The 26,142-nt window shown below is 59.3% G+C and carries 25 protein-coding genes; 2 read left to right on the forward strand and 23 right to left on the reverse strand.

Annotated elements, in window-relative coordinates; all coding sequences use genetic code 11:
• Positions 1–16: 16 nt before the first annotated feature.
• From ccsB to HMPREF2751_RS00235, 14 genes are all read right to left on the reverse strand, one after another.
• On the reverse strand, positions 17–1,027 hold the full coding sequence (gene ccsB / locus HMPREF2751_RS00170) for a c-type cytochrome biogenesis protein CcsB (RefSeq protein ID WP_016421998.1): 1,011 nt from the start codon (positions 1,025–1,027) through the stop codon (positions 17–19).
• A gap of 172 nt (positions 1,028–1,199) precedes the next feature.
• Positions 1,200–2,888 carry a cytochrome c biogenesis protein ResB gene (locus HMPREF2751_RS00175; RefSeq protein ID WP_070546362.1) on the reverse strand — a complete coding sequence of 563 codons (1,689 nt, stop codon included), beginning with the start codon at positions 2,886–2,888 and terminating at the stop codon, positions 1,200–1,202.
• A 14-nt stretch (positions 2,889–2,902) separates the two neighbouring features.
• Positions 2,903–3,763 (reverse strand): cytochrome c biogenesis CcdA family protein, encoded by an 861-nt coding sequence (locus HMPREF2751_RS00180; RefSeq protein ID WP_070546392.1) that lies wholly within the window; start codon positions 3,761–3,763, stop codon positions 2,903–2,905.
• 23 nt (positions 3,764–3,786) lie between these two features.
• Positions 3,787–4,401 (reverse strand): TlpA disulfide reductase family protein, encoded by a 615-nt coding sequence (locus tag HMPREF2751_RS00185; protein WP_016421995.1) that lies wholly within the window; start codon positions 4,399–4,401, stop codon positions 3,787–3,789.
• Positions 4,402–4,456: 55 nt separating this feature from the next.
• A complete protein-coding gene (locus HMPREF2751_RS00190; protein WP_076772585.1) occupies positions 4,457–5,155 on the reverse strand; it encodes a histidine phosphatase family protein in 699 nt (232 codons plus the stop codon).
• A gap of 7 nt (positions 5,156–5,162) precedes the next feature.
• Positions 5,163–6,509, reverse strand: coding sequence for a glutamate-1-semialdehyde 2,1-aminomutase (gene hemL / locus HMPREF2751_RS00195; RefSeq protein WP_049190552.1), 1,347 nt, complete (start codon positions 6,507–6,509; stop codon positions 5,163–5,165).
• 35 nt (positions 6,510–6,544) lie between these two features.
• Positions 6,545–9,136: a heavy metal translocating P-type ATPase gene (locus tag HMPREF2751_RS00200; RefSeq protein ID WP_016421992.1), complete on the reverse strand. Its 2,592-nt coding sequence runs from the start codon at positions 9,134–9,136 to the stop codon at positions 6,545–6,547.
• A gap of 19 nt (positions 9,137–9,155) precedes the next feature.
• The gene (locus HMPREF2751_RS00205; protein ID WP_016421991.1) at positions 9,156–9,536 is read right to left on the reverse strand and encodes a hypothetical protein; all 381 of its coding nucleotides are present in this window, start codon (positions 9,534–9,536) and stop codon (positions 9,156–9,158) included.
• Positions 9,533–10,177 (reverse strand): hypothetical protein, encoded by a 645-nt coding sequence (locus HMPREF2751_RS00210; protein ID WP_016421990.1) that lies wholly within the window; start codon positions 10,175–10,177, stop codon positions 9,533–9,535. The genes HMPREF2751_RS00205 and HMPREF2751_RS00210 overlap by 4 nt, the downstream gene beginning before the upstream one ends.
• Positions 10,178–10,222: 45 nt before the next feature.
• The gene (hemB, locus tag HMPREF2751_RS00215) at positions 10,223–11,281 is read right to left on the reverse strand and encodes a porphobilinogen synthase (protein ID WP_049172406.1); all 1,059 of its coding nucleotides are present in this window, start codon (positions 11,279–11,281) and stop codon (positions 10,223–10,225) included.
• Between the two features lie 47 nt (positions 11,282–11,328).
• On the reverse strand, positions 11,329–12,996 hold the full coding sequence (locus HMPREF2751_RS00220) for a bifunctional uroporphyrinogen-III C-methyltransferase/uroporphyrinogen-III synthase (protein ID WP_070595088.1): 1,668 nt from the start codon (positions 12,994–12,996) through the stop codon (positions 11,329–11,331).
• Between the two features lie 204 nt (positions 12,997–13,200).
• A complete protein-coding gene (hemC, locus tag HMPREF2751_RS00225; RefSeq protein WP_049190547.1) occupies positions 13,201–14,133 on the reverse strand; it encodes a hydroxymethylbilane synthase in 933 nt (310 codons plus the stop codon).
• 15 nt (positions 14,134–14,148) lie between these two features.
• Positions 14,149–15,591, reverse strand: a complete 1,443-nt coding sequence (locus tag HMPREF2751_RS00230) for a glutamyl-tRNA reductase (RefSeq protein WP_042388369.1) — start codon at positions 15,589–15,591, stop codon at positions 14,149–14,151.
• Positions 15,592–15,815: 224 nt separating this feature from the next.
• The gene (locus HMPREF2751_RS00235) at positions 15,816–16,058 is read right to left on the reverse strand and encodes a glutaredoxin family protein (RefSeq protein WP_016421985.1); all 243 of its coding nucleotides are present in this window, start codon (positions 16,056–16,058) and stop codon (positions 15,816–15,818) included.
• A 164-nt stretch (positions 16,059–16,222) separates the two neighbouring features.
• Here HMPREF2751_RS00235 and HMPREF2751_RS00240 point away from each other — a divergent pair, with 164 nt between their 5' ends.
• Complete coding sequence (locus tag HMPREF2751_RS00240) at positions 16,223–17,347, forward strand: HAD family hydrolase (protein WP_016421984.1); 1,125 nt, start codon at positions 16,223–16,225, stop codon at positions 17,345–17,347.
• A gap of 242 nt (positions 17,348–17,589) precedes the next feature.
• Here HMPREF2751_RS00240 and HMPREF2751_RS10550 read toward each other — a convergent pair whose 3' ends face one another.
• From HMPREF2751_RS10550 to HMPREF2751_RS00260, 5 genes are all read right to left on the reverse strand, one after another.
• Positions 17,590–17,691, reverse strand: a complete 102-nt coding sequence (locus HMPREF2751_RS10550) for a 30S ribosomal protein bS22 (RefSeq protein ID WP_003855542.1) — start codon at positions 17,689–17,691, stop codon at positions 17,590–17,592.
• A 243-nt stretch (positions 17,692–17,934) separates the two neighbouring features.
• A complete protein-coding gene (locus tag HMPREF2751_RS00245; RefSeq protein ID WP_005509751.1) occupies positions 17,935–18,126 on the reverse strand; it encodes a helix-turn-helix domain-containing protein in 192 nt (63 codons plus the stop codon).
• A 263-nt stretch (positions 18,127–18,389) separates the two neighbouring features.
• Positions 18,390–19,199 carry a pyrroline-5-carboxylate reductase gene (gene proC / locus HMPREF2751_RS00250; protein ID WP_070595090.1) on the reverse strand — a complete coding sequence of 270 codons (810 nt, stop codon included), beginning with the start codon at positions 19,197–19,199 and terminating at the stop codon, positions 18,390–18,392.
• Between the two features lie 102 nt (positions 19,200–19,301).
• Positions 19,302–20,720: a hypothetical protein gene (locus tag HMPREF2751_RS00255; protein WP_070595092.1), complete on the reverse strand. Its 1,419-nt coding sequence runs from the start codon at positions 20,718–20,720 to the stop codon at positions 19,302–19,304.
• A 1-nt stretch (position 20,721) separates the two neighbouring features.
• Positions 20,722–21,660, reverse strand: coding sequence for a Ppx/GppA family phosphatase (locus HMPREF2751_RS00260; protein WP_161798518.1), 939 nt, complete (start codon positions 21,658–21,660; stop codon positions 20,722–20,724).
• A gap of 34 nt (positions 21,661–21,694) precedes the next feature.
• On the opposite strand from HMPREF2751_RS00260, the gene HMPREF2751_RS00265 reads away from it, so the two are divergent.
• Positions 21,695–22,627, forward strand: a complete 933-nt coding sequence (locus HMPREF2751_RS00265; RefSeq protein WP_070439088.1) for a DUF3109 family protein — start codon at positions 21,695–21,697, stop codon at positions 22,625–22,627.
• Positions 22,628–22,678: 51 nt separating this feature from the next.
• On the opposite strand, the gene HMPREF2751_RS00270 is transcribed toward HMPREF2751_RS00265, so the two are convergent.
• The 4 genes from HMPREF2751_RS00270 to HMPREF2751_RS00285 all read right to left on the reverse strand — a co-directional run bounded on the left by HMPREF2751_RS00270 (position 22,679) and on the right by HMPREF2751_RS00285 (position 26,119).
• A complete protein-coding gene (locus tag HMPREF2751_RS00270; protein ID WP_016421979.1) occupies positions 22,679–23,374 on the reverse strand; it encodes a response regulator transcription factor in 696 nt (231 codons plus the stop codon).
• A 3-nt stretch (positions 23,375–23,377) separates the two neighbouring features.
• Positions 23,378–24,685 carry a sensor histidine kinase gene (locus HMPREF2751_RS00275; protein WP_069359363.1) on the reverse strand — a complete coding sequence of 436 codons (1,308 nt, stop codon included), beginning with the start codon at positions 24,683–24,685 and terminating at the stop codon, positions 23,378–23,380.
• 131 nt (positions 24,686–24,816) lie between these two features.
• A complete protein-coding gene (locus HMPREF2751_RS00280; protein WP_016421977.1) occupies positions 24,817–25,563 on the reverse strand; it encodes a phosphoglyceromutase in 747 nt (248 codons plus the stop codon).
• Between the two features lie 70 nt (positions 25,564–25,633).
• Complete coding sequence (locus HMPREF2751_RS00285; protein WP_049172367.1) at positions 25,634–26,119, reverse strand: type III secretion system chaperone family protein; 486 nt, start codon at positions 26,117–26,119, stop codon at positions 25,634–25,636.
• Positions 26,120–26,142: the final 23 nt, after the last annotated feature.

Below are 26,142 nucleotides of genomic sequence, written 5' to 3' on the forward strand. Positions count from 1 at the left end.
GTACAAGTGTGAAGACTTAGTTCAGACCAGCGTAGGAGTGCAGGCCCGAAACCACCTGGTTGATGAAGAAGAGGTTGAACACCATGGTGGCAAAACCGAAGATGTTGATCCACGCGGCCTTGGTATTACGCCAACCCGAAGTCGCGCGAGCGTGCAGGTACAGGGCGTAGATAATCCAGGTAATCAGCGCCGTGGTCTCCTTCGGGTCCCAGCCCCAGTAACGACCCCATGCGGACTCGGCCCAGATAGCGCCCAGCACAATGCCCAGACCGAACAGTGGGAAGGACCAAATAGCGGTGCGGTAAGCAATCGCATCCAGCTTTTGAGCATCCGGCAGCGGCGCGACCAGTTTGCCCAGGAAGCCCTTTTCCTTGCCCTCGCGGTTGTACATCCGCAGCATGTAGAGAATCGAGGCAACACCGGAAATCAGTGCGATACTGCACCCGATAGAAATAATCGAGACGTGAACCGGAATCCAAATCGACTGCAGTGCCGGCACCACCGGAGCAGCCTCAACATATAGGTTCTTACCACCGTAAAACATCAGCGCCAGAATCGGAGCCAACAGCCACGGCCAGAACACACGCATGGTTTCACGATGCAGTACGCCAGCTGCAATTGCCATAGCAAAGAGGATTGAAACTGATACGTACTCGTAGAGGTTGCCCCACGGGAAACGCTGCACGGCCAGGCCACGCAGCAGCACCGATGCAAAGTGCACGGCCACCCCGACGTAAATCAGCATTTCCGTCACAACGCCGAGTCGGTTCGTCAGCACCTGGTTCTTAGGCTCGCTTGCCGACGACTTCGTCGCCGACTCCCCCGAGTCAGCAACACTAGCGGTGGTAGCTCCCTCACCCGCACCGGCGGCTACCAGCTCGCGTTCCGCAACCTGGCTTTTCGCTTCAGCGGCCGCGATACGACGACTGTAGTAGGCAATGGAAATAACAAAGGCCACAAGATAAAAGGCGAAGGCCGTGAAGTACGACCAGTCCGAAAACTGCGCCAGTGTCTTATTGACGAGCATGTACTTGGCTCCAAAGTGTGGAATTAGCGGAATACTTCTTCAAACCCTAGTACTAAAGCAGGACTAAGCAAAAGGGGACCGGGGACACGGGGGACGCAAAAATGCGCGGAGGCGCAATTCTCGCCCCCGCGCATTCACCCTGCAGTAATGATGGACCAGACTTAGTGGTCAGTTAGCTTTTGTCCTTGTCGTCCGCGCTCTCGTCGGTCGCAGCATTGTTGTCAGCAGCATCCTCGTCATCACTGTCACGTTCCAGGATGTCATCTACGATGTACTGGAACTCCTCGCCCCAACCTGCCTTGTCGGTGCGGGCAAGGCCACCGAACTCAACGCGAGTGCGGCCATCTTCCAGCGGGAACATGCGCACCCAAACACGTCGGCGCTTAATGCCCAACGAAAGAACCATGCCCGCCAGTGCGGCCACAGTTGCCACCAGCACCCAGAACTGCGTGGGATCGTGCGAAACCTGCAAGTTGACGAATTCCTTCGCACCGAGGAATTCAATCTTGGTGCCGTCGGCAAGCTCGGTGGATTCGCCCTGCTTGAGGTTGACGCGGGCTTCCTTAGCCAGCTGACCCGAGTGCATCAGATCGCGGTCGAGGGAAAACAGCCCCTGCGAACGACCGGTGTCCAAGCCCGCGTCGCCGCGGTAGATGTCGACAGCCACGGCCGGGTCTTGCATCGCCGGGTAAGAGGACTGCAGCAGAGCACCCTTTTCACCAGTAAACTCCGCGGTCGGAGCGAACAGTCCCTCGATTGCAATCTGGTTCTGGCGGCGCTCGAACAAGTCCGGGTACATGCCTGCTGGTGGGTCGAAGCGCAGCGCACCAGAGGACAGGAAGAAGGTCGGATCATCCGGACGGAACTGGACAATCGACGTACGCGACTCGCCATTCGGCCAGGTCACCTTGAACGCAGGCGCAAAGCCGTGCCCCTGCAGGTAGACGCGGTCACCGGCGATGCGCAGAGGGTGGTTGACCTGCAGCGTGGTCTTTTCCCACTCATCGACCGGCTTGCGCATATCCTCTTCTTCTGCGAATCGGATATGAGAGGTAAACATCTTGGCCTGACCGTTCGGCAGGTAATCGGCGAAGAAGTCATCGACCTGAATACAGAACGGGTTCAGAGTTGTACCGTCGAAGGTGTTGCCAGCACGCAGCGAGTCATAGTTCGCAGCAGCGGTGTTACAGAACGGAACGCCCACCGCGCTATTGACGTTGTCGTCAGAAATCTCGGTGCCGGTGTTGGTCAGCAAAATGACCTGACCCTCGTAATAGATCATGCGGCCCAAGCCGACGATGATAATCAGCAGCGCAATGCCCAGGTGGAACACCAGGTTGCCAAACTCACGCAGGTATCCCTTCTCCGCGGAAAAGGATCGTGCCCCAGCGCGATCTTCATCTGCTGGAGTCTCGGTCAACGCCCACTTGTTCAGGCGCTCACGCACCCGCTTAGAAACTTCATCCGCAGAGGCATCGACCACGGCTTCGTCGTGAAGCGGAAGACGCGCCAACCGTTTCGGCGCCTTGGCCGGTGGCGTCTTCATGGCCTTGTAGTGGTCGATGGTGCGCGGAATAATGCAGCCAACCAGGGAAATCAGCAGCAATGCCACGATGGCGACGAACCAGACGGACGAGAAGACATCGAAAAGCTGCAGCTTATCCATGATCTCGGCGGTCTTGCCGTTGGCGGCTAGATACTGGTCGACCTTGTCCTTATTCAGCGAGCGCTGTGGCAACAGGGCGCCCGGAACCGCTGCGAAAGCGAGGATGAACAGCAGAATCAGCGCTGTGCGCATGCTGGTCAACCAGTTCCAGACCTGCTGGAAGGGCTGTCGTACCTTATTCCAATTCACCGACATCGAAAAATCTTTCACTAAATTGGCGTTACCGTATCAGTAATAAAAGCGGCCTGAACCCAGGCAACAAAAACATCCCACAGTCCCGTGACCAGGGCAATTCCGACCAGCACCAGCGCCACACCACCGATGAGCTGAATAGTTCGCGAGTGCTTACGCAGGAAGTCCACTCCACGCATCGCGCGTGCCGACCCCAGCGCCACCAAAATGAACGGCAGCCCCAGCCCCAGGCAGTAAGCGATAATCAGCGCCACTCCCCTGGCCGCGGTCATACCCTGCGTGCCCGCGGACACCGAAATAATTGCAGTCAGCGTCGGGCCCAGACACGGCGTCCACCCCAGCGCGAACACCGCGCCAAGCAGTGGCGCTCCCAGCCACGTGGTCCAGCGCTTCGGCGCCATGCGGGTGTCCTTCTGCAGCGCCGGCACCATGCCCATGAAGGCGAGTCCCATCACGATGGTCACCACGCCACCGACAATCGTCAGCGTGCGCGCCTGCAGACGCAGCGTGGACACGAGCCCGAAAATTGAGGCCGACCCCAGCACGAAAATGACAGTGAAGCCCAGCACGAACAGCAACGCAGCCAGGCCGACGCGGGCAGTTGCGGAACGCTTGCCACGCCCTCCATCGCCGTCACGCTTATCGACGGCGGTTGCGTCCGCAGTGCCCGTCGTCAAGCCCTGGCCCTGCGCCCCCGATGCTCCGGAAAGACCGGTGAGATACGAGACGTAACCGGGCACGAGCGGAATGACGCACGGGCTGGCAAACGAGACGAGACCAGCCAGCGCAGCAGCGAGCAGGCCTAATAGGATGGGACCGCCGGTGGCGGCGTCGGCGAACTGCTGGCCGATGCCATCGGCAAGATAAATCGTGTCCATGGCAAGAGTTCCCATGCTGGGGCCTAGCCCTCCGCCTTCACTTCATTAACAGCCTTCATCAGCATGGTGTGATCGACCTCGCGGAGGAAGACCTTGGCCGGGCGGTGCTGCTTGTCCAGAATGATGGTTGTCGGAATCACCGAAGCCGGAATGCCGCCGAGTGCGCTGGCGTTGACGAAGGCCGGGTCATAGATGGACGGGTAGGTGATGCCGTTGTCCTTCACAAAGTCGATGGGAGCCTGGCGGACATTGTCGCGGACGTTGATGCCGAGAACGGTGCCGATACCTTGCTCTTCCATCTGTTCCTGGACATACTGCAGGTCATCCGATTCGGATCGGCACGGTGCGCACCACTGCCCCCAGGCGTTTAGGACCACAATCTGGTCCTTGAAGTCATCGAGGGAGATTTTCTTGTCGTCGTCCTCTAGAGAAGGACCGAACACCTTGCCGACCGGTTTGCGCTCCTCGGGTGCGTAGTCAATGATCTGCTGACCCCCTGGAGAAACAAACTCGAACTGACCGCCGACGGCAACGGCATCGTGTCCCACTGAATCTCCGGGGTTACATGCTGCGAGCGACAGAGACAGAGTTGCTGCCGCTAGCGTTGCTGCAATTCGGGACGATGAGACCTTGGCCACTTGGGGTGCCACCTTCCGGGGGTCAGTGAAACTTCAACAAAACTATTTATTCACCTTACAGGTGACCGGCCGGTTCACTGTAGCGCACGTCGACAATGGTGTCGCCGACGAAGACCAAGGAGGTCACGCTGGCCAGATCGCACTGCCTAGTTGCCGGGTTGTGGGCGAGCTTCAAGTACCGCGCACGACGCTGAGCTGCAATGATGCACAGCTGGTGCGTCACCAGCACCGCTTCCGCTCCTTCGGCGGCCTCGCGGGCTCGCTCGATGGCGTGGAACATACGGTCCGCGATCTCCTCGTAGGGCTCGCCCCAACTGGGCACGCTCGGACGACGCAGCCGTGGCCAGTACTTCGGATTCCACAGTGCGGAGTCAATGCCCTTGATGTGTAAACCCTCAAAGGAGTTGCCAGCCTCCAGCAAATCTTCATCCAGGGTCGGCTTCATGCCGATTATCTCGGTGAAGGGCCGTGAGGTTTCCTGCGTGCGCTGTAGCGGGGAACAGGCGAAGTAGCGGATGTCGTGGCCTTCGAAGGACGAGGCCGTGGCCGCTGCCTGACGCTGACCGCGCTCAGACAAGTGCCAGCCGGGCAGGCGACCGTAGAGAATCTTATCCGGGTTATAAACCTCGCCGTGGCGGACGAGATGTACGACCGTGGTCTTGGCGTGCTTTGTTGCACGCTTAGACGCCTGGTTTTCCGGCTGTGTCGGCTGCGATTCCTGCTGTGCTGCCTGCGAATTGGTCTTGTTCGGCACGTGTCACCTACTCCGGCTTGGCGGTTGCCGCCGCCTCGGCCGCGCGGGCTGCTGCACGCTCGATAATCTCGAAGTCGGCGTCGGTCAGCGCAGCGGAGACGAACCAGGTCTCGTAGCAAGAAGCCGGCGGGTAGACACCATTGGCCAGTAGGGCGTGGAAGAAAGCCGGGTAGCGGAAAGTATCCGCTGCCTGCATCTGCTCAAAGTTATGGCCCTCGCCCTCGGCGAAGCGTGGCGAGAGCATCGTGCCCGCACGCTGAATGTGGTGGGCCACGCCCTGCTTGGTCAGGGCGTCGGACAGAATCGTGGCCAGGCGATCTGCATTGGCTGCGACGGTGTCATAGACATCCTTCGTGGCATTCTCCAGGTTGGCCAGGCCAGCTGCCATAGCGACCGGGTTACCGGAGAGTGTGCCTGCCTGGTACACCGGACCGTTCGGAGCCAAGTACTCCATGACGTCGCGGCGACCACCGAAGGCAGCTGCCGGCAGACCACCGGAGACGACCTTGCCGAAGGTGGTCAGGTCACCGGCCACACCATCAATGCCGTACCAGCCGTTGTAGGAAGCGCGGAAGCCAGTCATGACCTCATCGAGAATCAGCAGTGCGCCGTCTGCGTGGCAGACTTCCTTCAACTTCGCGTTGAAGTTGTCCTGCGGTGCGACGGTACCCATGTTGCCCGCTGCCGCCTCAGTGATGACACAGGCAATCTCGCCCGGGTTCTCAGCGAATGCGGCCTTGACGGCCTCAATGTCGTTATAAGGAACAACAATGGTGTCGGCAGCCGATGCACCGGTGACACCCGGCGAATCCGGCAGACCAAAAGTAGCGACACCGGAACCGGCCGATGCCAGCAGCGCGTCCACGTGACCGTGGTAGCAGCCGGCGAACTTGATGATCTTGGAACGGCCAGTGAAACCGCGAGCCAGGCGTACTGCGGACATAGTGGCCTCAGTGCCGGAGTTGACCAGACGCACCTCATCTACCGACGTGCGCTCAACGATGTGACGAGCCAGGTCGGTCTCAGCCGTCGTCGGAGCGCCGAAAGACAAACCGCGAGTGGCGGCGCTCTGAACGGCCTCCACCACTGCCGGGTGCGCGTGGCCCAGAATCATTGGACCCCACGAGCAGACCAAGTCCACATATTCGTTACCATCAACATCCACGAGACGAGAGCCCGCGGCGTGGTCAATGAAACGTGGGGTGCCACCGACGGAACCGAAGGCGCGGACCGGCGAGTTCACGCCACCCGGCGTCACTGCCTGAGCCTGCGTAAAGAACTCTGCCGAACGATCGGTGAGCTCAACGTTTTCTGGGACATGAGGAGCATTAATGTCTTGAGTCACGGTGACCATCGTAGACGGCCACTCGGATGAAGGGCTACCCTGCCCTACCAACGTCCCAGCTTCACCCTGAATAGATGCTTGCGGCGAGAGGACACTCGACGGGATCGCCAGTCGATCCACAAGCTGGAGAAAATCATCAAAAGCGATGCCAGCAGCGGGTGAATCATACCGGTCATACCCAGCAGGATGACCGCAACGTTGTAGAACCACGCAAAGTAGATGTTGGAGTCCATCATCCGCACCACAGCACGTGCGATTTCAATGGCCTCCGGAATCGACAACACGTTGTTACGCAGTGCCACGACATCGGCGTAATCAACATCAAGATTCTGATTGCCTTCGGTGTTGTCCATCAAAACACCCACGTCAGCGGCACGCAGAGAGTCCCGGATGTCCTTGTCGCCAACCATCACGACAGTCTCGCCGTCACTGTGGACCGAACGCACCGCAATGGCCTTGCGGGAGGCAATGATGCCCGCGAATACTCGTGAGATATTCAGCCGGTCAGCAAAACGACGGGCTACTGGATACGGATCTCGCGTGATCATCATGGTGTCCACGCCCATATCCTCAAGCTGGTCAATGCTCTCGACCGCATCGGGCTTAATGTCCTCACCAATGGTGATGACACCACGGACCTTGCCACGCCACGACACCACCATCGGAGTACCGCCACTGAGCGCAGCCACGGCCATTTTCTCGCTGAGTGCAGTGAGATCACGCGGACGCCAAACGCGCCCCTCAACAAAGCGCATCTCCAACTTGTCGTCCGAGTCCTTCACCGGGATCTCTACCTGGCCAACGAACGCACCGTCTTCCGCAATTGCGACGTGTACAGTCTCAATCCAGTGCGGCACCTCGCCACCGCCGGAACCGGCGTCGCGGGATACACGGCACGCGCGCACGATTGCCGCTGATGCCGGGTGGTTGCTCTCCATCATGAGAGCGCCCGCCACACGCAGAACCAGATCCGGATTTTCATTGCGCTCAGCGGCGACACCGAGCACGTGGGTGTCACCCTCGGTCAGCGTTCCAACTCGGTTAAAAATCACCACATCGGCAGCGGCCAGCTTTCGGAAAGTCTCATTGCCACGAATCAAGATTCCGTTACTAGCACCGGCCAGAATCCCGATGCGCTGCACGGTCGACGTAGACATTGCCAATGCCACCGGCGCGATGCCCGAGAGCATAGCCAGCGCCACCGCGAGGGCACCGCTCATCGTGCCAGTCGCCAGCCACCAGCCGCAAAAAGCCACGCCCGCCAACGACAGCGTCCATGGCACCAGCTCTGATGCCGAGTGCACTGCGGTCTGGTGCATCACCGTTTCTTCTCGAACCGCTTGACGAAGCCAGCGCGCTATCGATGACGCCCGGGTCTTGAAACCGGTGCGTTCCACGCGCACCTTGAGCTCCGAATCCAGGTTGATTGCACCGGCCCAAACCTTGGAATTGACCTTGACCTTCTGCGGTTCAACGCCGATACCGAGTAGCTGCGCATCCATCGTGGACGCACCACCGATGACTGAGCCATCAACCGGAATCACCGAGTGCGGTGGAACCACGATGTCATCACCGATATTGAGCTCCGCGACCGTCACCTCCACCCGTTTCGGCTCCGCGGATTTAGCGCTCTTGCGCACGACTGTCACGTTTCGCTCAGCTGGAATGCGCAGGTTGCGCAAGATTTGTCCAGTACGCACCTTGTTGTAGCGCGTAAACATGCGACCTGTTAGCAACAGCACAGTCAGACCGCAGGCAACGTCGAAAAACACCTCTGCCGAGGCGCTTTCCCGGTAGTTGAAAGCAAACCAAGTGGGCGCAGTGGTATATCCAATCTGTCCCGCGGGACCAAAGATAAGCTGCGCTAGCGACCACAGCCACGCCAGCAGGATGGCAATGGAGCTCGCCCCATCCAGCGCCGACATCCGCCGACGCAGGGACGCCGCCATTGCCCGGTGGAACGGCCAACCACCCCACCACACCACAATCGTGGTCAGCACAAGACACATCCACTGCCAACCCGGGAACTGCCAGTTGACGTTCAACGACGTCACCAGCACCGGAATCGATAGGAACAGGCTTCCCCAAAAGCGTTGCTTGGTCACCAGTTCACGCGCCGTGAACAGTACTTCCGCGCCACCGCCGCTTCGGCGCAAGGCCGCTTCACGACGGCGAATGCGCTCCTCCTCATTCTGTTGAGCGGCAGCCGGAACAGCGGGACGGCGATGTTGTGACACATCCAGCCGAGTTGCACGACGCCGAAGCGTGCTGCGCGTGAGGTACGACTCGACCCCAATTTCGCGGAGAGCTTCGATGAACTGATTCGGATCGATGGTATCGGGCGCGGTAATCCACGCGCGTCCGGGCTTGTAGACCACAGAGGCGGTCACATCTGGAAAGGATTCCAAAACATGCTCAGCACGCTCAGCGCTCTCGGCGTTTTCCAAGTTTTCCAGGATGAGTGCGAAAGCTGTGTTGGACTGGCCTCTGCGGTGTGCAAGCCGCTGATGGGCACTTTCTTCGTCGATGTCCTGACGGCTTCGTGGCAATGCCTTACGAGCAGCGACCTTGGCATCCACAATCGCTTGTTCAACGCGATTGTCCAGAGAGAAATCAAACTCACCGGTGTCACTCATGGCCTTTGAAACTTTCCGTCTAATCCTGTGGCTGGTTGGCGCGCGTGAGCGCTAATTCACGATAGAGCAACAGTAGTCCACACGCCATCGCCAGGCTGGGCGCGATAACCCATACAGTCAGCGCTCCAGCCATAATGGCAAAGAACATGGCGAGAGCCGTGATAATCACCATGATGAGCAGGCAGTTCCGGGAGAGTTTGAACTCAGTGGCCGTCGGCAAGCAGCCGCTACCAATAAGCGAGCAGACCAGCGTCACACCGGCGACGATGTAGATATCGCGGCCAACGGCGGCGGGAGCCTGCGAATAGTCGCCGGTGACCAGTATCAAGCTCAGGACAATCTGGGCGATGAGCGCGACGAAGAGCACCCACTGCCAGGGCCGACTCGGCAGGGACATCATCGCTTGGACTCCTCAGGCTGCTTGGATTGCTTGGGCTGTGACTGGCCCAGCTGCTGTTGCCGCTTTGGATCAGCGCCATGCTTCGACGCTCTCGGCAGATGCGATTCCGGAGCGGACGGGGTCCACGGTTTCGACGGGCGCTGATGATCGAAGTAGTCCTTGGATTCCTTCGAAGCGGCGAGCACTAGACCCGCTACCGCGGCAGTGGCCGAGGCGATTCGCACAATTCCGCTGATAAGAACGAGGGATGCCGGCACTCCCGATTCTGAAGCCGTAGAAGAGAAGAAGGACATCAGCGCCGACAGTGCCAGGTAAAGCGAGCCGATAACCAGCACGGTGCGAGCACCTTCGCTCCCCTTGCGCATTCGCTCGATAATGGCGAAGAACGCGATGCAAAGCCCCACTGCGAAAAAGAACGCGATAACGATAGTCGCCTTCATGGCAGCATCAATCTGGCCCTCGCTGAAACCCGGGAAATTCTCCTTAGCGGTTGAGGGGCTCATCAGCATTTCCGGATGCAGCCAGTAGGTCACCGTAGCTACCGCAGCGACGAGCAGCTGCAACACGGCCGTAACCCGCCACGCCTGCCTAGCTCCCTCGACCTGCTCGGGAATTGCGGGCTTCTTCTCTTCTTTAGTCATCCGTCCACTTCTCGATATTTGCTACTGCACGTTCACCCGAGCGAATTAGAACTGGGCGCGCAGCTTCTTCGCCAAGTCCACCGCTGCGTAGGTCAAAATCTGCTCCGCACCGGCACGGCGAATGCTCAGTACTGCCTCCATCATCGCAGCATCCAGGTCAATCCACCCGTTGGCGGCAGCGGCGTGAATCATCGCGTACTCACCAGAGACCTGGTAGGCGGCAACCGGCACCGGCGACATATCCGCGACCTCGCGCAGAATGTCCAGGTAGCTCATGGCCGGCTTGACCATCACCATGTCCGCACCTTCGTCAACGTCGAGCTGCACTTCAAGCAGGGACTCACGACGGTTTGCAGGATCCTGCTGGTAGGTACGGCGATCACCCTGCAGCGAGCTGCCCACAGCTTCACGGAATGGACCGTAGAAGGCGGAGGCGTACTTTGCCGAGTACGCCATGATGGAGACATCCTCATGGCCAGCGGCATCCAAGCCCTCGCGAATTGCGGCAATCTGGCCGTCCATCATGCCCGAAGGGGACACGATATGGGCACCGGCGTCGGCCTGCGCAACGGCCATCTTGATGTAGTTAATCAGCGTGCGGTCATTCTCAACGACCGTGTTGCCGAAGCGGTCCTTGCCCAGCACACCACAGTGGCCGTGGTCAGTGAACTCATCCAGGCAGGTGTCGGCCATAATCAAAATGTCATTCCCGAACTCGTCGCGGAGACGACGCAGGGCACGGTTGAGTACGCCCTCCGGATTCCAGGACTCAGAGCCCTCGCCGTCCTTGTCCGCATCCAGCGGGACACCGAAGAGGTCAACTGCCGAGATACCTGCCTCAACAGCCTCGCGCACAGCTTCTACCAGGGAGTCCTCGGTATGCTGCACTACCCCGGGCAGGGAGCTGATTGGCTTCGGCTCATCAATCCCATCTGCAACAAACATGGGCAGGATGAGATTTTTCGGAGTCAGTGTCGTCTCCGCCGTCATCGCACGCATCACCGGGTTGGTGCGCAGCCTGCGTGGGCGACGAATCGGGAGAGGAAATCCAAACTGTTCGAGATCGATTTCGCGGGATGATTCAGAAGCTCCAGATGTAGTCATAAAGACAACCTTAATCAAAACGCGAACTCGCTCCGGTACGCCCCTGCTCAGTCCTTGGTTTTACGCGAACGACGACGCTTCTTGCGCGGTGGTGGCAGCTGCCCTGCCGCCCGCAGTTGCGCAACATGCTCTGCCAGCGCATTCACCAGCTCCGGGATGCTTGCGCGCTCCGGCACGACATCTACCCGCAGGCCGTACTCGCGAGCCGTGGCTGCGGCCATCGGCCCGATGCAGGCAATGATGGTGCGAGCATGCGGCTTACCCGCGATGCCGACCAGGTTCTTCACCGTCGACCCCGAGGTGAAGCACACTGCGTCGAAGCCACCGGACTTAATCATGTCGCGGATATCCGCACTCGGTGGCGCTGCCCGCACGGTACGGTAAGCGACCACATCATCAACTTCCCAGCCCAGGTCAATCAGACCGTCGACAAGCACATCGGTGCCGATATCGGCGCGCGGCAGCAGCACGCGGTTGACCGGATCGAGATCCTCGATGTACTCCGGGAACACGTCGACAATGCCCGCGGCATTTTGACGAGTGTCATCCGGAAGCAGCTCCGGAGTGATGCCGAGATCGCGGATGGCAGCGGCGGTGCGATGGCCGACGGCTGCGATGCGGACCCCAGCGAAGGAGCGCGCGTCCAAGCCGAATTCCTGGAACTTCTCCCACACTGCGGTGACGGCGTTGACGGAAGTGAAGACAACCCACTGGTAACGGCCGTCGACAAGCCCCTTGATGGCGCGTTCCATCTGCGCCGGGCTGCGCGGTGGCTCGATTGAGATGGTCGGGACCTCAATCGGGATGGCGCCGTGCGCAACGAGACGGGCACTCATCGGGCCTGCCTGCGCCTTGGCACGTGGGACCAGCACCTTCCATCCGTAGAGAGCGCGGTTTTCCCACCATGAGTACTTCGAACGATTGTCCACACCCTTGCCAAGCGTGACCACCAGCGGACCGGTCAGGTCACCCGAGAGCTGCGCCAAGGTGCCCAGTGTGACGTCGTAGGTGCGCTGCAGACGAGTCGTACCGTTGACAGTCACCGACACCGGCAACGACGACGGCAGGCCGCGTTCGCCGAGCTCAGTTGCAATGGCGGACAGGTCGTCCTGCACGGCCTGCAGTACCAGCGGCTGCGGTGCCTGGGCCAGCTCGTCCCAGTCCACATCGGCGCGATCGAGATCGGTCTCCGTGTACGTCGAGCCCAACGCGATACCGGCAAATGCCGGGACGGTGGAGGGCACGGACATGCCAGGGACGATCTGGAACTCAACATCGGCGTGCGAGACCTCGTTGATTTCGGCCAGCAGCGAATCGTTGGTCAGCGGATTGCCTGCCACCAAACGCACCACGTCATTGCCTTTAGCGGCTTCCTCGACGAGCAATTCTGCCATCTTCTTGGGATCGTCGATAGGCGTGCGCAGATCTGCGGCGGTCGGTGGTGCCGGACGCGGCGGCTTACGACGAGATCCCTTGGCCTTGGCTGCGGCGCACATGCGCTCGTACTCTTCCTCGGCTTCCTTCAGCAGCTCGGGAGGAACAGGCACATCGGTTGCGACGAGCTCTCGAACCCCCGGCATGACATCGGCGTCGACGTAGGCGATAGCGGTGTCTGCGAGAATCTCACGGGCGCGAAGCGTCAGCAGGTCGGGATTTCCAGGACCAGCGCCGACGAACAGGATGCGTCCCGTTGCTGAGGGGAGGGAGGTGTTCATCGTTGCGGAGTGATTTCTTTTCTATTGGTTGTTCACTTTTCGTGCCGATGAGTCTCTAAGGAAGAAAGCGGACATGCGCCAACGCATGTGAGGGGCAGGTAGATACCTGAATCTCACATGCGAGCACACGAAGGAAACCCTTATCCCAACGGCATGCATACAGGCCTATTAGCATAAAGGGTTTGAGCCAAATTAACTAACCGGCTACTTTTGAGATTCCCGCAGGGTATCGCCCATTACCTCATGAGCACCCCGTTCGAGCAGGGCCGCCGCAACCTTCCGGCCAAGCTCATCGGCCTTATCCACGTTTGCGGTAGCGGTCTCGAGCAACTGACGCGAACCGTCGAGTGCGAACACCCCCGCCTGCAGGGTGAGTTCACCACTGTCGCTCACGGTTGAGTAGGCCGCGACCGGAGCGGTGCAGCCCGCTTCCAGCTCATTGAGTACCGCGCGCTCAGCGACAGCCCGGGCATGGGACACCGGGTGGTCAATCTTGCGCAGAATATCCACAATTTCGCGGTCAGCAGTGCGGCACTCCAGCGCCAGGGCGCCCTGAGCCGGGGCTGGCATGAGGACATCCACATCCAGGGATTCCGCAATCTCTCCGAGGCGACCCGTGCGCTCCAGCCCAGCGCGAGCCAGAATGACAGCGTCCAAGTCCTCAGAGACGCGCCCCATGCGGGTTTCGATGTTTCCACGCAATGGTACAAGTTCCAGATCGGAGCGCAGCGCACGCAGCTGAGAGACACGACGCGGCGCGGAGGTACCCACACGAGCCCCCTCAGGCAGGTCCATCAGCGGCGTGGCATCGCGGGAAATCAGCGCTTCTCGCGGATCGACGCGCTCCGGCACGGCTGCGACCATCATGTCGTCTTCCGGCAGGGTCGGCAGGTCCTTAAACGAGTGCACGATAATGTCGCACACCCCCTCGCGGAGTGCATGACGCAGCGCCTGGGTGAAGACACCGATGCCAATCTTTTCCACCGGGTCGTGGCGGTTATGGTCACCGGCGGTCTTTACAATCACCAGCTCTGCAGGCTGTCCCAGCTCAATCAGTGCATCACGGACGTGACCGGCCTGTGTCGTGGCCAGTTCCGAGCCCCTGGTACCGATACGAATAGTCGCTGGGTCAGGCATGTTTCCCTCCGGGTGTTAATTTTTGGTGGTTTCAGCAACGCCTTCAATGATGGCACTACTGTCAAGACCATACTGCTCAAATCCCTGCATCCGCCCAATTCGGCCCTCTACCATGAGATCTGCGGGGATATCGGTGTCAGCATACAGGCCAGAGGGGGTGGATAGGGGCAGGTCGAAGAGCTTCTGCAGGGCAAGCGCGTAGTTGCCACCACCCTGCTGGCTAGAAAGCTTCTTGACCTGAACCGTTGGCGCGTGCAAGAGCTTATCGACGACGCGGCGAACCGTGGACTCGACCTCGCGACGTTCCTTTTGAGTAAGACCCGGTGTCTTCGCCTCCAGGCGAGCGAGCTCAGCCGCCGCCACATCCGCCGCGCGCTCACGCAGAGCGCGAACAGTCGGTGCTACCTCGCTTGCGCGCTGCGCCGTGAGGTAGGACTCCAACTCTTCGGCCACAATGTCGCGCGCTGCAGCCTCATCATCACGACCCGGAACCTCCGTGCGAGTCATCTGCAGCAATTCGATGTTGAAGAGTGCGATCCCCTCAAGCCCGGAGACATCCTCCGCGACGTCGCGAGGCATAGACAAATCGACGATGGCGAGCGGGCCGTGGTCGACAACATCTGCAGCTGAGACCACTGGAGTCATGGCTCCGGTGGCACTGACGAGAATGTCCACATCATCGAGGACATCAGCGAAATCATGCAACGCAATAGCAGTAGCGGGGATGCCCGCTTCGATCGAGTGGTTAGCCAGGTTCTGCGCCCGGTCAACGGTGCGGTTGGCAATAATCAGACGATCAATGCCGCAGCGCCCCAGGTAACTGGCGGCCAGCGAACTCATCGCACCGGCGCCGAGGATAAGGGCCGAACGTCCGGCCAGAATATCGGTACCCTCAGCGACGTCAACACCAGAGTTGAACCCAGGATGCAGCGCAGCAATCGCCTCGTCGATGGCCACGGAGACCATCGATGCGCCCGCATTATCAATCAGTGTTTCGCTGTGGACTCGCTTGCCTGTGTGCAGCGCCTTCTGCGCCAAGTCATGCAGCATGCGACCGACGGTGCCGGCTTCGTCCGCTTCCTGGTAAGCATTGCGAAGCTGACCGATAATCTGCTGTTCCCCCAGCACCATCGAGTCAAGACCAGCACACACCGAGAAGGCATGCTCCGCTGCGGCCTGTGCGTACCGCACATAGAGGTGCGGTGTCAGTTCATCGAGTTCGAGCCCAGTACGACCGACAATTTCACGGACCACGGCCGATAGGCCAGAGTGGAAGCCGTTGGCCACCACGTAGTACTCAACGCGGTTACAGGTCGACAACAGCATCGCTTCGCTGATCGCTTCATCCGCGACCAGCCGAGCCAAAATGGCCTCTCGCTCAGTTTCACCGACGGAGACCTTTTCAAGAAGGGTCACCGGTGCAGACCGGTACGACATTCCGACGAGAAGCACACTCACCGCTCAATCACCGCTCTATTGCTCCTTCACAGGCCCCGCTACGGGCTTTTTCACACAGCTATGACTGTTAACGCTAGACAACTCTGCCATCTCGTCACAACAAAGGCATACTTTACTTAGTCTCTACCTCGATGTTCGCAGCACTCCCCTACTTCTTTGCCGCTACTCCACATTCTGCCATGTCTCCGCAGCTCCTAGCAGTTCGGCAGAGTTGTCTCCCGAACTTATTCGGCCTCCGCTATCGCTTCCAGGAGTTCATCATCATCGATTTCCCAGCAAGCGATTTCCTCATCATTGACCAAAATCACCGGCACGCGATCGCCAAATTCCATGGCCAAGTTCGGATCGGTATCGACGTCTTCCACCTGGAACTGCGCATTTTGGTCCCGAACTAGCGGCTCAATCTGCGCAATCACTCGGGCGCACGAACCGCACGTCTTCCTACTCATCACCGTCACAGTCACCATAACGGCCAGTCTAAAGGTCGACTGTTTCGCTTTACGACGTCCCCCTCCCCACACTTCCCCTGCAAAAGTGACTCTTCTTATCCTTGCCCCATCCGCTCCTTGAATCTCAGCGCGCAGCTTTGCCTAAAGACCGGATACTATTCAACAAGAGCTTCCGATAACGGATGTCGGTTGCATACACCGTGGAAAGAGATTTTCGTGCCGTGAGTGAGTTCAGTGCCGACAACCGCTCCCCCTTCCCCATCGACATGCTGGGTGACCTTGCGTCCTCGCAGGGTAACGTCCGCAACTTCCTCGAGCAGGTAGTTCTCGCTCCGCTCAATGACGAAGCACAGGAGGAAGCTGGTGCTGCAGCGGCTGCCAATGCACTGGAAGCTCTCGGCGAAGTCTACGACGTCGGCGGCGAAGAACTGGCTACGGGATTTCGCAGTGTAGCTGGTGCCGAAGATGCCGCTGGCGGTGCCCGTGTGCTCTCGCAGCCCATTCCAGGTGTCGAACGCGATCAGGGCGCAGCCGCTTTCTTCGATGTGGACAACACGCTTGTCCAAGGCGCATCAATCTTCCTCTTTGCCATGGGTTTGGTCGAGCGCGGCTTCATCAAGAAGCGTGATTTGGCCGGCATGATTTGGAAGCAGCTGAAATTCCGAATCTCAGGCGCGGAAAACGCTGCCGACGTAGCTAAGGCCCGTGAACAGGCATTGGAGTTTTTCGCCGGCCACGATGTGAATGAAATGGTCAAACTCGGCGAAGAAATCTTTGAAGAAAAGATCAGCGACCGCGTTTACCAGGGCACCCGCGATCTGGCGGAACTACATATCCAGGCTGGCCAAGAGGTCTGGCTGGTCACCGCCACCCCGGTGCAGCTGGCCCAGGTTATCGCTAAGCACATCGGACTGACCGGCGCCCTTGGCACGGTCGCCGAGGTCAAAGATGGCAAGTTCACTGGCCGCCTGGTAGGCGATATTCTCCACGGCCCGGGTAAGAAGCACGCGGTGGCAGCTCTGGCAGCCTCTTCCGGGTTGGACATGTCTCGCTGCACGGCATACTCAGATTCCGCCAACGACATTCCCATGCTGTCCATGGTGGGCACCGCCGTGGCCATCAACCCGGACCGCAAGTTGCGGAATTACGCCCAGAAGATGGGGTGGACTATCTACGACTATCGCCACTTTCGCTCCGCAACCTTCGCCACGATGCGGTGGCTCTCGATCGGAGCACTGCTGGCAGGAGCTGTCGGGGGCGCGGGACTCGTCGGCAAGCGACTGTGGGACGCGAACAAGGAAAGTTAAACGCTGCTAGGCGCACTCGAGAGTTAGTGACTGCGTTTATGACAAAAATGGCTCGAAAAATGGCCTGAAAGTGTCATAAACTCCTACAGTTTCACATTTGCAGCCCGTAATCGGCAGCCCGTGATTAGCCCCCCCCCAACGACAAAACCCGCCCTATCTCAACGAGACCGGGCGGGTTTTGCTTTTAAAACGTGTACGCGACGCAGCACGCGCGCTCCTGCGATAACGGCAGGAATGCTGGCTTACTTGCCGAGCTTACGACGCTGCACGCGGGTACGGCGAAGCATCTTGCGGTGCTTCTTCTTCGACATGCGCTTGCGACGCTTCTTAATGACGGAACCCATCGGCTCGACCTCGCTATTCGTTGACGGAAATTTTTTCTTGCACAATGGCGGCGTACTCAATGCGGCCTTACAACCGCCGAGATGTCACGCCCTTTTTTTCCTTCCGCCTTCACAGCTCGATACTTCATGACTTGAAGACGATAGGAAACAGGGGCGCAGCACAGCACCATGTACTAATCGGATTAATCATAGCGGGGACATATGCGTTCAGGTCAAACAGCCCCGCTTAAAAGGCAGAAAAAATTAACCCGCGTTGTAGAAAGAGGAGTCCAGGTACTCCTTGACTGCGGACTCATGGACGCGGAAAGAACGGCCAACGCGCACTGCCGGCAGCTCGCCAGCGTGAACCAGGCGGTAGACGGTCATCTTGGATACGCGCATGATGTCAGCAACTTCCGCAACGGTCAGAAAGGTGCCTTTATCTGCATTCTGCATTAGTAAATATTCCCTTCAGCGCACGCGACGCGCTGCAGGCTTCCCCTCCTGCAGAAAATCGTGACACGCACGTGCTTTTCATATCCTACCGGTAGGCAAGGTGCCGGTGCGATTTTTGATAAAAAATAGGGGCATTGGCGAATGGTGTGACAGTTGTGACTAACTCATCGTCCCTGCGTATCGGATTAGCTACTGCCCCTAACCATTTCCAATGCCCCAAATATTGGGGTTACTTGTACACCCGCGACCACTCGGCGAAATACTTATTTACCCATCTCATTGGCCTTGTCATAGCAAGCCTGCAGCGCGCGATGCACCGCGCGACGAATACCCTCTTCCTCGAAAACTCGGGTGGCCGCTGCCGTTGTACCGCCCGGCGAAGTGACATCAGCACGCAACGCAGTCGGGTCCGCGCCTTCCTGCATCATCATCTCGGCCGCACCAGCAGCCGTAGCCGACGCCAGACGCTTAGCCTGATCACGCTTGAGACCCAGGTTCACACCCGCGTCGGTCATCGCCTCGACGAACTGGAAGAAGTAAGCCGGACCAGAGCCCGAGACCGCAGTGACTGCAGACATCAGCGACTCATCGACAACCTCAACGCTGCCGACCTTCTCCAACAGTTCGACAACCTCGTCGGTCTGGCTCACCGTGACAAAGCGGCCCGGCGCGACTGCACAGACCCCCTTGCCCACCAGCATCGGGGTATTCGGCATGACGCGGATCACCGGAGTACCGACAGCACAGACGCTTTCCATCTTGTCCAGCGTGATGCCAGCCGCCATCGACACCACGATGGTGTCGACCTCAGAGTCATCGAGCACGTCGGCAATCTGCTCGAGCATGTCGATAATCAAGTACGGTTTTACGCACAAGAACACCACGTCGGCACCGTCGACGGCCCCTACTGGGTCGTCGGCATCGACAATGCCGTAGGTCTCCTTCAGACCGGCCAGGCTCTCCTTGGTGCGCCCCACCACATAAATCGAGGAGGGCGAGACACCACCGTCGATGAGACCACCGACGAGTGCGCTACCAATCTTTCCGCCACCAATTACAGCAATTCTTGTCATGGACGCTAAGTGTGCCAAAACTGGCCCACACATGCGAATGCAGGGACCGGAAAACTACGCTTCCGACCCCTGCATCAGGTGATGATTATTCTGTTGGCCCCACTACAACTGGAAGAGGATCCAGGGGCCAAATGTCAGCGCCAAACCGACAAGTCCCGCGAGAATCGGTGTCAGTTTGTCCTTCTCACGGCGCAGGTAGTTCGCCATTCCCGCGAAGCCACCAGCAACCACGAGAGCCATGATGACAACCACAATCTTTGGCAGCGACGACCAGGCCATGGTGAAGCCCAGGAACACCAATGCACCAGCAATCAGACCCACGAAGACCTGGATTAGCAGCAACGGCACCGAGAGGGAATTGTCCTCGGCGTAGCCATCGCGCGCGACGGCCTTGCCCTTGGAGCTCTTGGATTCTTCACGCTTAACGACGTCCCGGGGCTCCGCCTGCTTCTCGTCAGCTGCGGCCTGGGTCGGTGTGGTCTCGACCTGTGCAGCCTCAGCGGGGGCGTCCTCGGTCTGCTCGATATCGGCCTGTGCGCCTTCTGCCTGTGCAACTTCAGGAGCGACAGCGGCTGCCACTGCCGCCTTGGAAGCGGCACCGGTATCGGCGTCAGCGTCGGCAGCCTCGAAGGTAGCGGTTTCCTGAGCGGCTTCAGCCTCAGCAAGCTGTTCACCGTCAACGTCATCCGATTCAGCGGATGCCTCAGACGATTCGTCGACATTGTCCTGGACAACCGGAATGGAGGCAGTCGGACGGTCGTCGTAAGCGTTGGAACCGGTGAGTACTGCACGAGCGACTGGCCCCGGCTCCCCAAGCTGCTGCGACTCGTCTGCCATGTCACGCAGCTCGGTGAAGGTATAGGTAATCTCCGAACGCTCGGAGTTGACCATGACCGGACGGGGTTCCATCGGAATTGCCAATGGCACCGCAGGGGCTGCTGGCTGCGCAGTTGGTGTGCTCTGCGCGGCTTGCTCCTGCTGCGGAGCTGCCGGTGCAACCGGTGCAGCCGGTTCTTCAGCAACTCCGGCAACCTCGTCAGCTTCGGCCTCCGCGACCTCGGCCTCAGCGACCTCGGCACCAGCGACTTCGGCATCAGCCTCAGCTAATTCCGACTCCTCTTCTTCCTGAGCAGCAGCTTCAGCCTCGGCCTCAGCTTGAACCTCATGCTCCGACGAATCCGCCCCTTCAGCAACTACCACTGGCTCAGCGACAGCCTCCGAGTGCTCCGGAGCTTCTACCTCCGGTTCGGTTGCCTGCGCTTCGTCGGCGGCGTTGGCCGCAGCTTCGTCGGCAAGCAAATCACTCGTAGTCGTCTGATCGTCGTCTGCGTTGGAAAGAGCGTGAGCACCACGTCGCGGTTCGTCGGCCTTTACACGAGGGATTGAGCCGGTGAGTTCCTGAACAGACACACCGCCTTCTTCAAGGCTGCGTCGACGGCGGCGCCGCGGTGGTTCAGAGGGGGCTCCCTCCTTCTGCCGCCGCGCCAGCAGTTCGGCAACGGTGAGCTTTTCCTCGCTCATCTCAACCCTTTCCGTATAGGTCACTGTCCAGTCGTCGGAAGATGATGCCCTCGCGCAGCGCCCAAGGACAAATCTCGACCTTCTCTAATCCCAATGCTCGCATACTAGCCTCTGCAACAAGAGCACCTGCGACAATTTGGTGAGAACGATTCGCACTTACACCCTCAAGTTCAGCACGGTCAGCCGCCGTCATGCGGGAAATAAACGCAATCAACTGGCGCAAACCAGCGGCAGTCAGAGTGCGCTTAACCCGGGGACCAGCAGCGGAAGGCGCCGCACCGGTCAGGCGGGCGAGAGTGCGGAAAGTCTTCGAGGTGGCGACAGCCAAGTCCGGCTCACCAAGCGTACGCAGATGACGCGCTGGCTCAGCGAGCTCAGCATCAATGTAATCGCGCAGCAGGTCAATCTTCTTGCGCTCCGGCGGATCGGTCTCGAACCACTCGTGGGTCAACCGTCCCGCACCGAGCAGCAGCGAGTACGCCGCCTCCGGATCTTCATCAGTACCCGACGTCAGCTCAAGAGAACCGCCACCGATATCCAGGTTGATTAGACGACCAGCAGACCAGCCGTACCAGCGCCGTACTGCCAAAAAGGTCAGACGAGCCTCATCCTCACCGGAGAGAATCTGCAGCTTAATGCCAGTTTCTTTCTCAACGTGGGCGAGAACCTCGTCCGCATTCGTGGCATCGCGAACAGCTGAAGTGGCGAAGCTAATCATCTCTTCGCACTTCATCTGCTCAACCAATTCCTTGGATTCAGCGACGTAGCCCGTCAGCTTGTCAATACCTTTCTTGGACAGGTTGTTGTCCTTATCCAGGTACTCGACCAGCTTCATCGTCGACTTGGAATCGCTCATCGGAGTCGGATGTCCGCCCCGGCGGGCGTCCACCATCACCAAGTGGACGGTATTACTACCTACATCTAATACACCTAATCTCACTCTTAGTAGGTTAGACGGTCTACGGTGTATTGGTGTGAATCAACCCCACCCCCGCCCCGGTCGCGGACCGCAACCGTCTCCCGCTGAAGTCGCCTATGACTTTCCCCGCGAGTGGTTCGAGTTCGCCCACCCGGAGGACCCAGAACATATCATCACCTGCGACCTAACCTGGTTGATGAGCTCCTATCAATGCGCTTTCGGCACCTCCGCTTGCCAGGGCATCGACTCCGCGAACGCGGATGTCGGATGCTGCGGCCATGGCGCCTTTATCACCGACGAAGAAGACCGCGAGAGGGTTATTGACGTCGTAAAGCGAATGGAAGGCGACTCCGCAGAGCCCCAGTGGTGGCAGAACCGCCCCAAACAAACCCTGAAGTGGCTCGAAACCTACGAAACCGACCCCTCCGAACCGTTGGAACCGTGGTTAGTGTGGGACGAGCTTGACGACGAAAACGGAGAGCCTGAGCCTGCTCTGAAAACGAAGGTCGTGAAGAATGCCTGCATTTTTGCCAACCGTGACGGGTGGCGCAATGGTGCGGGCTGTGCCATCCACCAGTGGGCAATGGCCAACGACATTGACCCCGTGAAGGTCAAGCCGGATGTGTGCTGGCAGGTGCCGCTGCGCCGACTGGAGGACTGGGAGGAACGCCCAGACGGCCAGGAGATTCTGCGCACGACCATTACTGAATATGATCGTCGTGCCTGGGGCGATGGCGGCGAGGACTTTGAGTGGTTCTGCACGGGCGCGCCGGCCACACATACCGGTGGCGAGCCGGTGTGGCGCACGCACAAGTCCGAACTAATAGAGCTCATCGGCGAAGAGTGCTACGAAATTCTCGCGGAGCACTGCCGTGCCCGAGAAGCAGCGGGCGCGGCCAAGGTTTTCGGGCCGAGTGGCTACCCACTGCTGGCGATTCACCCGGCCACACGCGCAGCGGCCGAGGGGCTGGCACCGGACGAGGTTTAAGTCGAGGTTTCTCAGACCGCCGGCGGAGATTGTCGGCAGCAGTCTGCTGAGCTAGTCCTCGAACTTGTAACCCAAGCCGCGAACGGTGACCAGGAACTCCGGCGAGGAAGGATTGCGCTCGATCTTGGAGCGCAGGCGCTTGATGTGTACGTCCAGCGTCTTGGTGTCGCCGACGTAGTCGGAGCCCCAGACGCGGTCGATGAGCTGGCCACGGGTTAGCACACGACCACGGTTGCGCAGCAAGTACTCCAGCAGGTCGAATTCCTTGAGCGGCATTGCGACATCATCGCCGTCAACGGTGACTACATGGCGCTCGACGTCCAGCACGACCGGGCCGCCGCGCAAGACCTCCTCGTAGATATCCTCGACATCGTCGGAGTCGTCGTGGCGACCGCGGCGCAGCACAGCCCGGATACGGGCAATAAGCTCCCGGGAGGAATACGGCTTGGTCACATAGTCATCCGCACCAATTTCGAGGCCGACGACCTTGTCAATCTCAGTGTCACGGGCGGTCACCATAATCACTGGGACAGAGGACTTTAAGCGGATGTTTTTGCAGACCTCGGTGCCACTCATACCTGGCAGCATGAGGTCCAGCAGCACAATGTCCGGTTCTGCCTTGGAGAATTCTGCAAGTGCTTCCTGGCCGTCAGCGGCCATCCGCACCTCGAATCCTTCGCGCTGCAGCAGAAACGCAAGCGGCTCCGCCAAAGCCGTCTCGTCTTCGACAATAAGTACCTCAGTCACGGATTACTTCATTCCTTCCTTGGAATCCTTGTTCTGGGAATCCTTATCCTTGCCACGGGTTTTGCCCGTACCTCGCTGCGCGTTTTTCTTAGCCGCAATTTTACCCGCAGGCTGGGTGTGGCCGATTGGCAAACGTGCAGATACATCGCCATCATTCGACGCGGAACCGTTCTTTTCCATCAGCGGGAGCTCAATGGTGAAGGTCGATCCTGTGCCCAGCCGACTCCACAGCTTCACGGTTCCCTTGTGATTCGCTGCGACGTGCTTAACAATTGCCAAGCCCAGACCGGTACCGCCTGTCGCCCGCGAGCGTGCCTTATCCGCACGGAAGAAGCGCTCGAAGATACGCTTCTGATTCGCCTGGGAAATGCCGATACCGCGGTCAGTGACGCGGATAGCGACGGTGTCGTTATCCTCCTTGACCGCAGTCACAGATACAGGCGTGGCCTCTGGCGAGTAGTTGATCGCATTTGAAATCAGGTTGGACACCGCGGTGATCAGCAGGCTGCGTTCACCTTCAACCACCAAATCCGGCTCACAGTCAACGGTGATTTCAATACCCGCCTGCTCCGAGAGCATCTGGTTACGACGCACAGCTCCCTGGACAATCTCTTCAACCCTCACGGGAGACATGTCCGGCAGCGGCTCTGCCCCCTGCAGCTTCGACAACGAGATGAGCTCCGTAATCATGGTCGACATCCGCTTGGACTCCTGCGTCAGGCTCTCACTGAAGTGACGCACGGCAACCGGATCGTCGGTAGCTTCATTCAGCGCCTCGACCAAGAGGCTGATGGCCCCCACCGGAGTCTTGAGCTCGTGGGAAACGTTAGCCACAAAGTCACGTCGCGCGGCCTCCATACGGGCCTGTTCGGAGACATCCGCCGCATAAATCACCACAAAACGGTCGTCCACCAGCGACAACGGAGTTAGCTGACAGCGGACAATTGTGTCCGGCGCCCCCGCCCGGCGCGACGGCAGCACCAGCGTTAGCTCCTGGTCCTCCTGCGAGTCAAAGACCTTGAGCGCAGCTTCCCAGCCCACGTCATTGAGGCGGCGCTCATAGACCAGCCCCAACTTGTGCGCCATGGAGTTCGACAAAATCAAATCACGCGAGATGTCAACGACCACCACACCCGTCGGAGACTTCTGAATGGCCAGGTGCATGACCTGCGCCATGGTGGTTATTGAACTTTCCTCGTCGCTCTTCTGACGCCGAGCGGCGTTATAGGCACCCGAGACAACTCCACCAAGAATCAGCACAGCTGCCATAACCGCAGCACCTAATAGAGCGGCGATAATGATTTTTGACACGGGTCTTACCCTAAGCTCTTTTCACAGTCCGCGCGCGCTGAAAAATCATTGCGCTAGCTAGCTCTAAATAGACCAAGGAGCACAGCCCCACTTGGCTGCGCCCCTTATCGGCCTATCAAACACCTACATATTTACTTGTTGCCCTGAGCAGCAACAGCAGCAGCACCTGCAGCTGCAGCTTCCGGATCCAGGTAGGTGCCACCCGGGTTCAAAACCTTGCCCTCAGCATCAAAGTCGTAAACCAGCGGGATACCGGTCGGGATGTTCAGAGCGGCAATGTCCTCGTCCGAGATGTTGTCCAGGTGCTTGACCAGTGCACGCAGGGAGTTACCGTGAGCTGCCACCATGACAGTCTCACCGGCCTTCAGACGCGGCAGGATTTCCTCTTCAAAGTAAGGAATGAAACGCTTCACGACGTCCAGGAGGCACTCCGTGCGCGGAACCTCATCCAGGTTGGCGTAACGCGGGTCATTAGCCTGCGAGAACTCACTGTCATCCGACAGCTCCGGCGGCGGAGTGTCGTAGGAGCGACGCCAGGACATGAACTGGTCCTCGCCGTACTTCTCCTTGGTCTCTGCCTTATTCAGACCCTGCAGAGCACCGTAGTGGCGCTCGTTCAGACGCCAGTCACGGATAACCGGAATCCACAACAGGTCAGCGGTATCCAGGGCAATGTGTGCGGTGTTAATTGCGCGACGCAGCAGCGACGTGTAGAGAACCTGTGGCTTCAGGCCTGCCTCTACGAGCATCTCACCGGCACGTACTGCCTCAGCGCGGCCCTTGTCGGTCAGTGCAACGTCGACCCAGCCCGTGAACTGGTTGGATGCGTTCCACTCACTCTGGCCATGACGGACAAGAATCAGTTTTCCATTGCTCATACCCCCAATTGTGCCCCAAAACTGGAAAGCCCGCCGTTCGTTGCCCCGCTATGTGGGTTGCTACCCCCGGCTACTCAACCATGTGGCGGAACTGCTCCAGATTGGCCAGGTTTTCCCCACGGTCAACCCGCCACTCCCACTCGCGCTTAATTGCCGATGCAAAGCCGCGTTCGAGGATCTGGTTGAAGTCCCCATCGGCCGTCTCCAGCAGCTGACCGAGGAGACGGTCGAGGTCATCGTCGGAAAGCTCAGCGGGCAGTTGACCGACCAGGTAGATGTCGCCGGCGGCGTCGATGGTGTAACCGATGCCGAACAGACGACGGTTGCGCTGTAGCAACCACTTGTAAACGGCCTCGTGGTTTTCTTCGACCGCGCGACAGACGAAGGCTTCAACACGCAGGGAGTCCGGCGCCGGGATGAGGCCGACGACAGTCTTGAGCTTCTTCTTACCAGGCAGGACCACCACGGCGGCATTGTCTGCAATACCATGCTCGACACCGAGGCGTTCCAGCTGCTCACCGAGGGATTTCAGCTGTACTTGGATGTCCGTGCTCATCATGAATCATCTCCCTGCTTTTG

The sequence above is a fragment of the Corynebacterium sp. HMSC063G05 genome, from assembly GCF_001810555.1.
Classification (GTDB): domain Bacteria; phylum Actinomycetota; class Actinomycetes; order Mycobacteriales; family Mycobacteriaceae; genus Corynebacterium; species Corynebacterium jeikeium_D.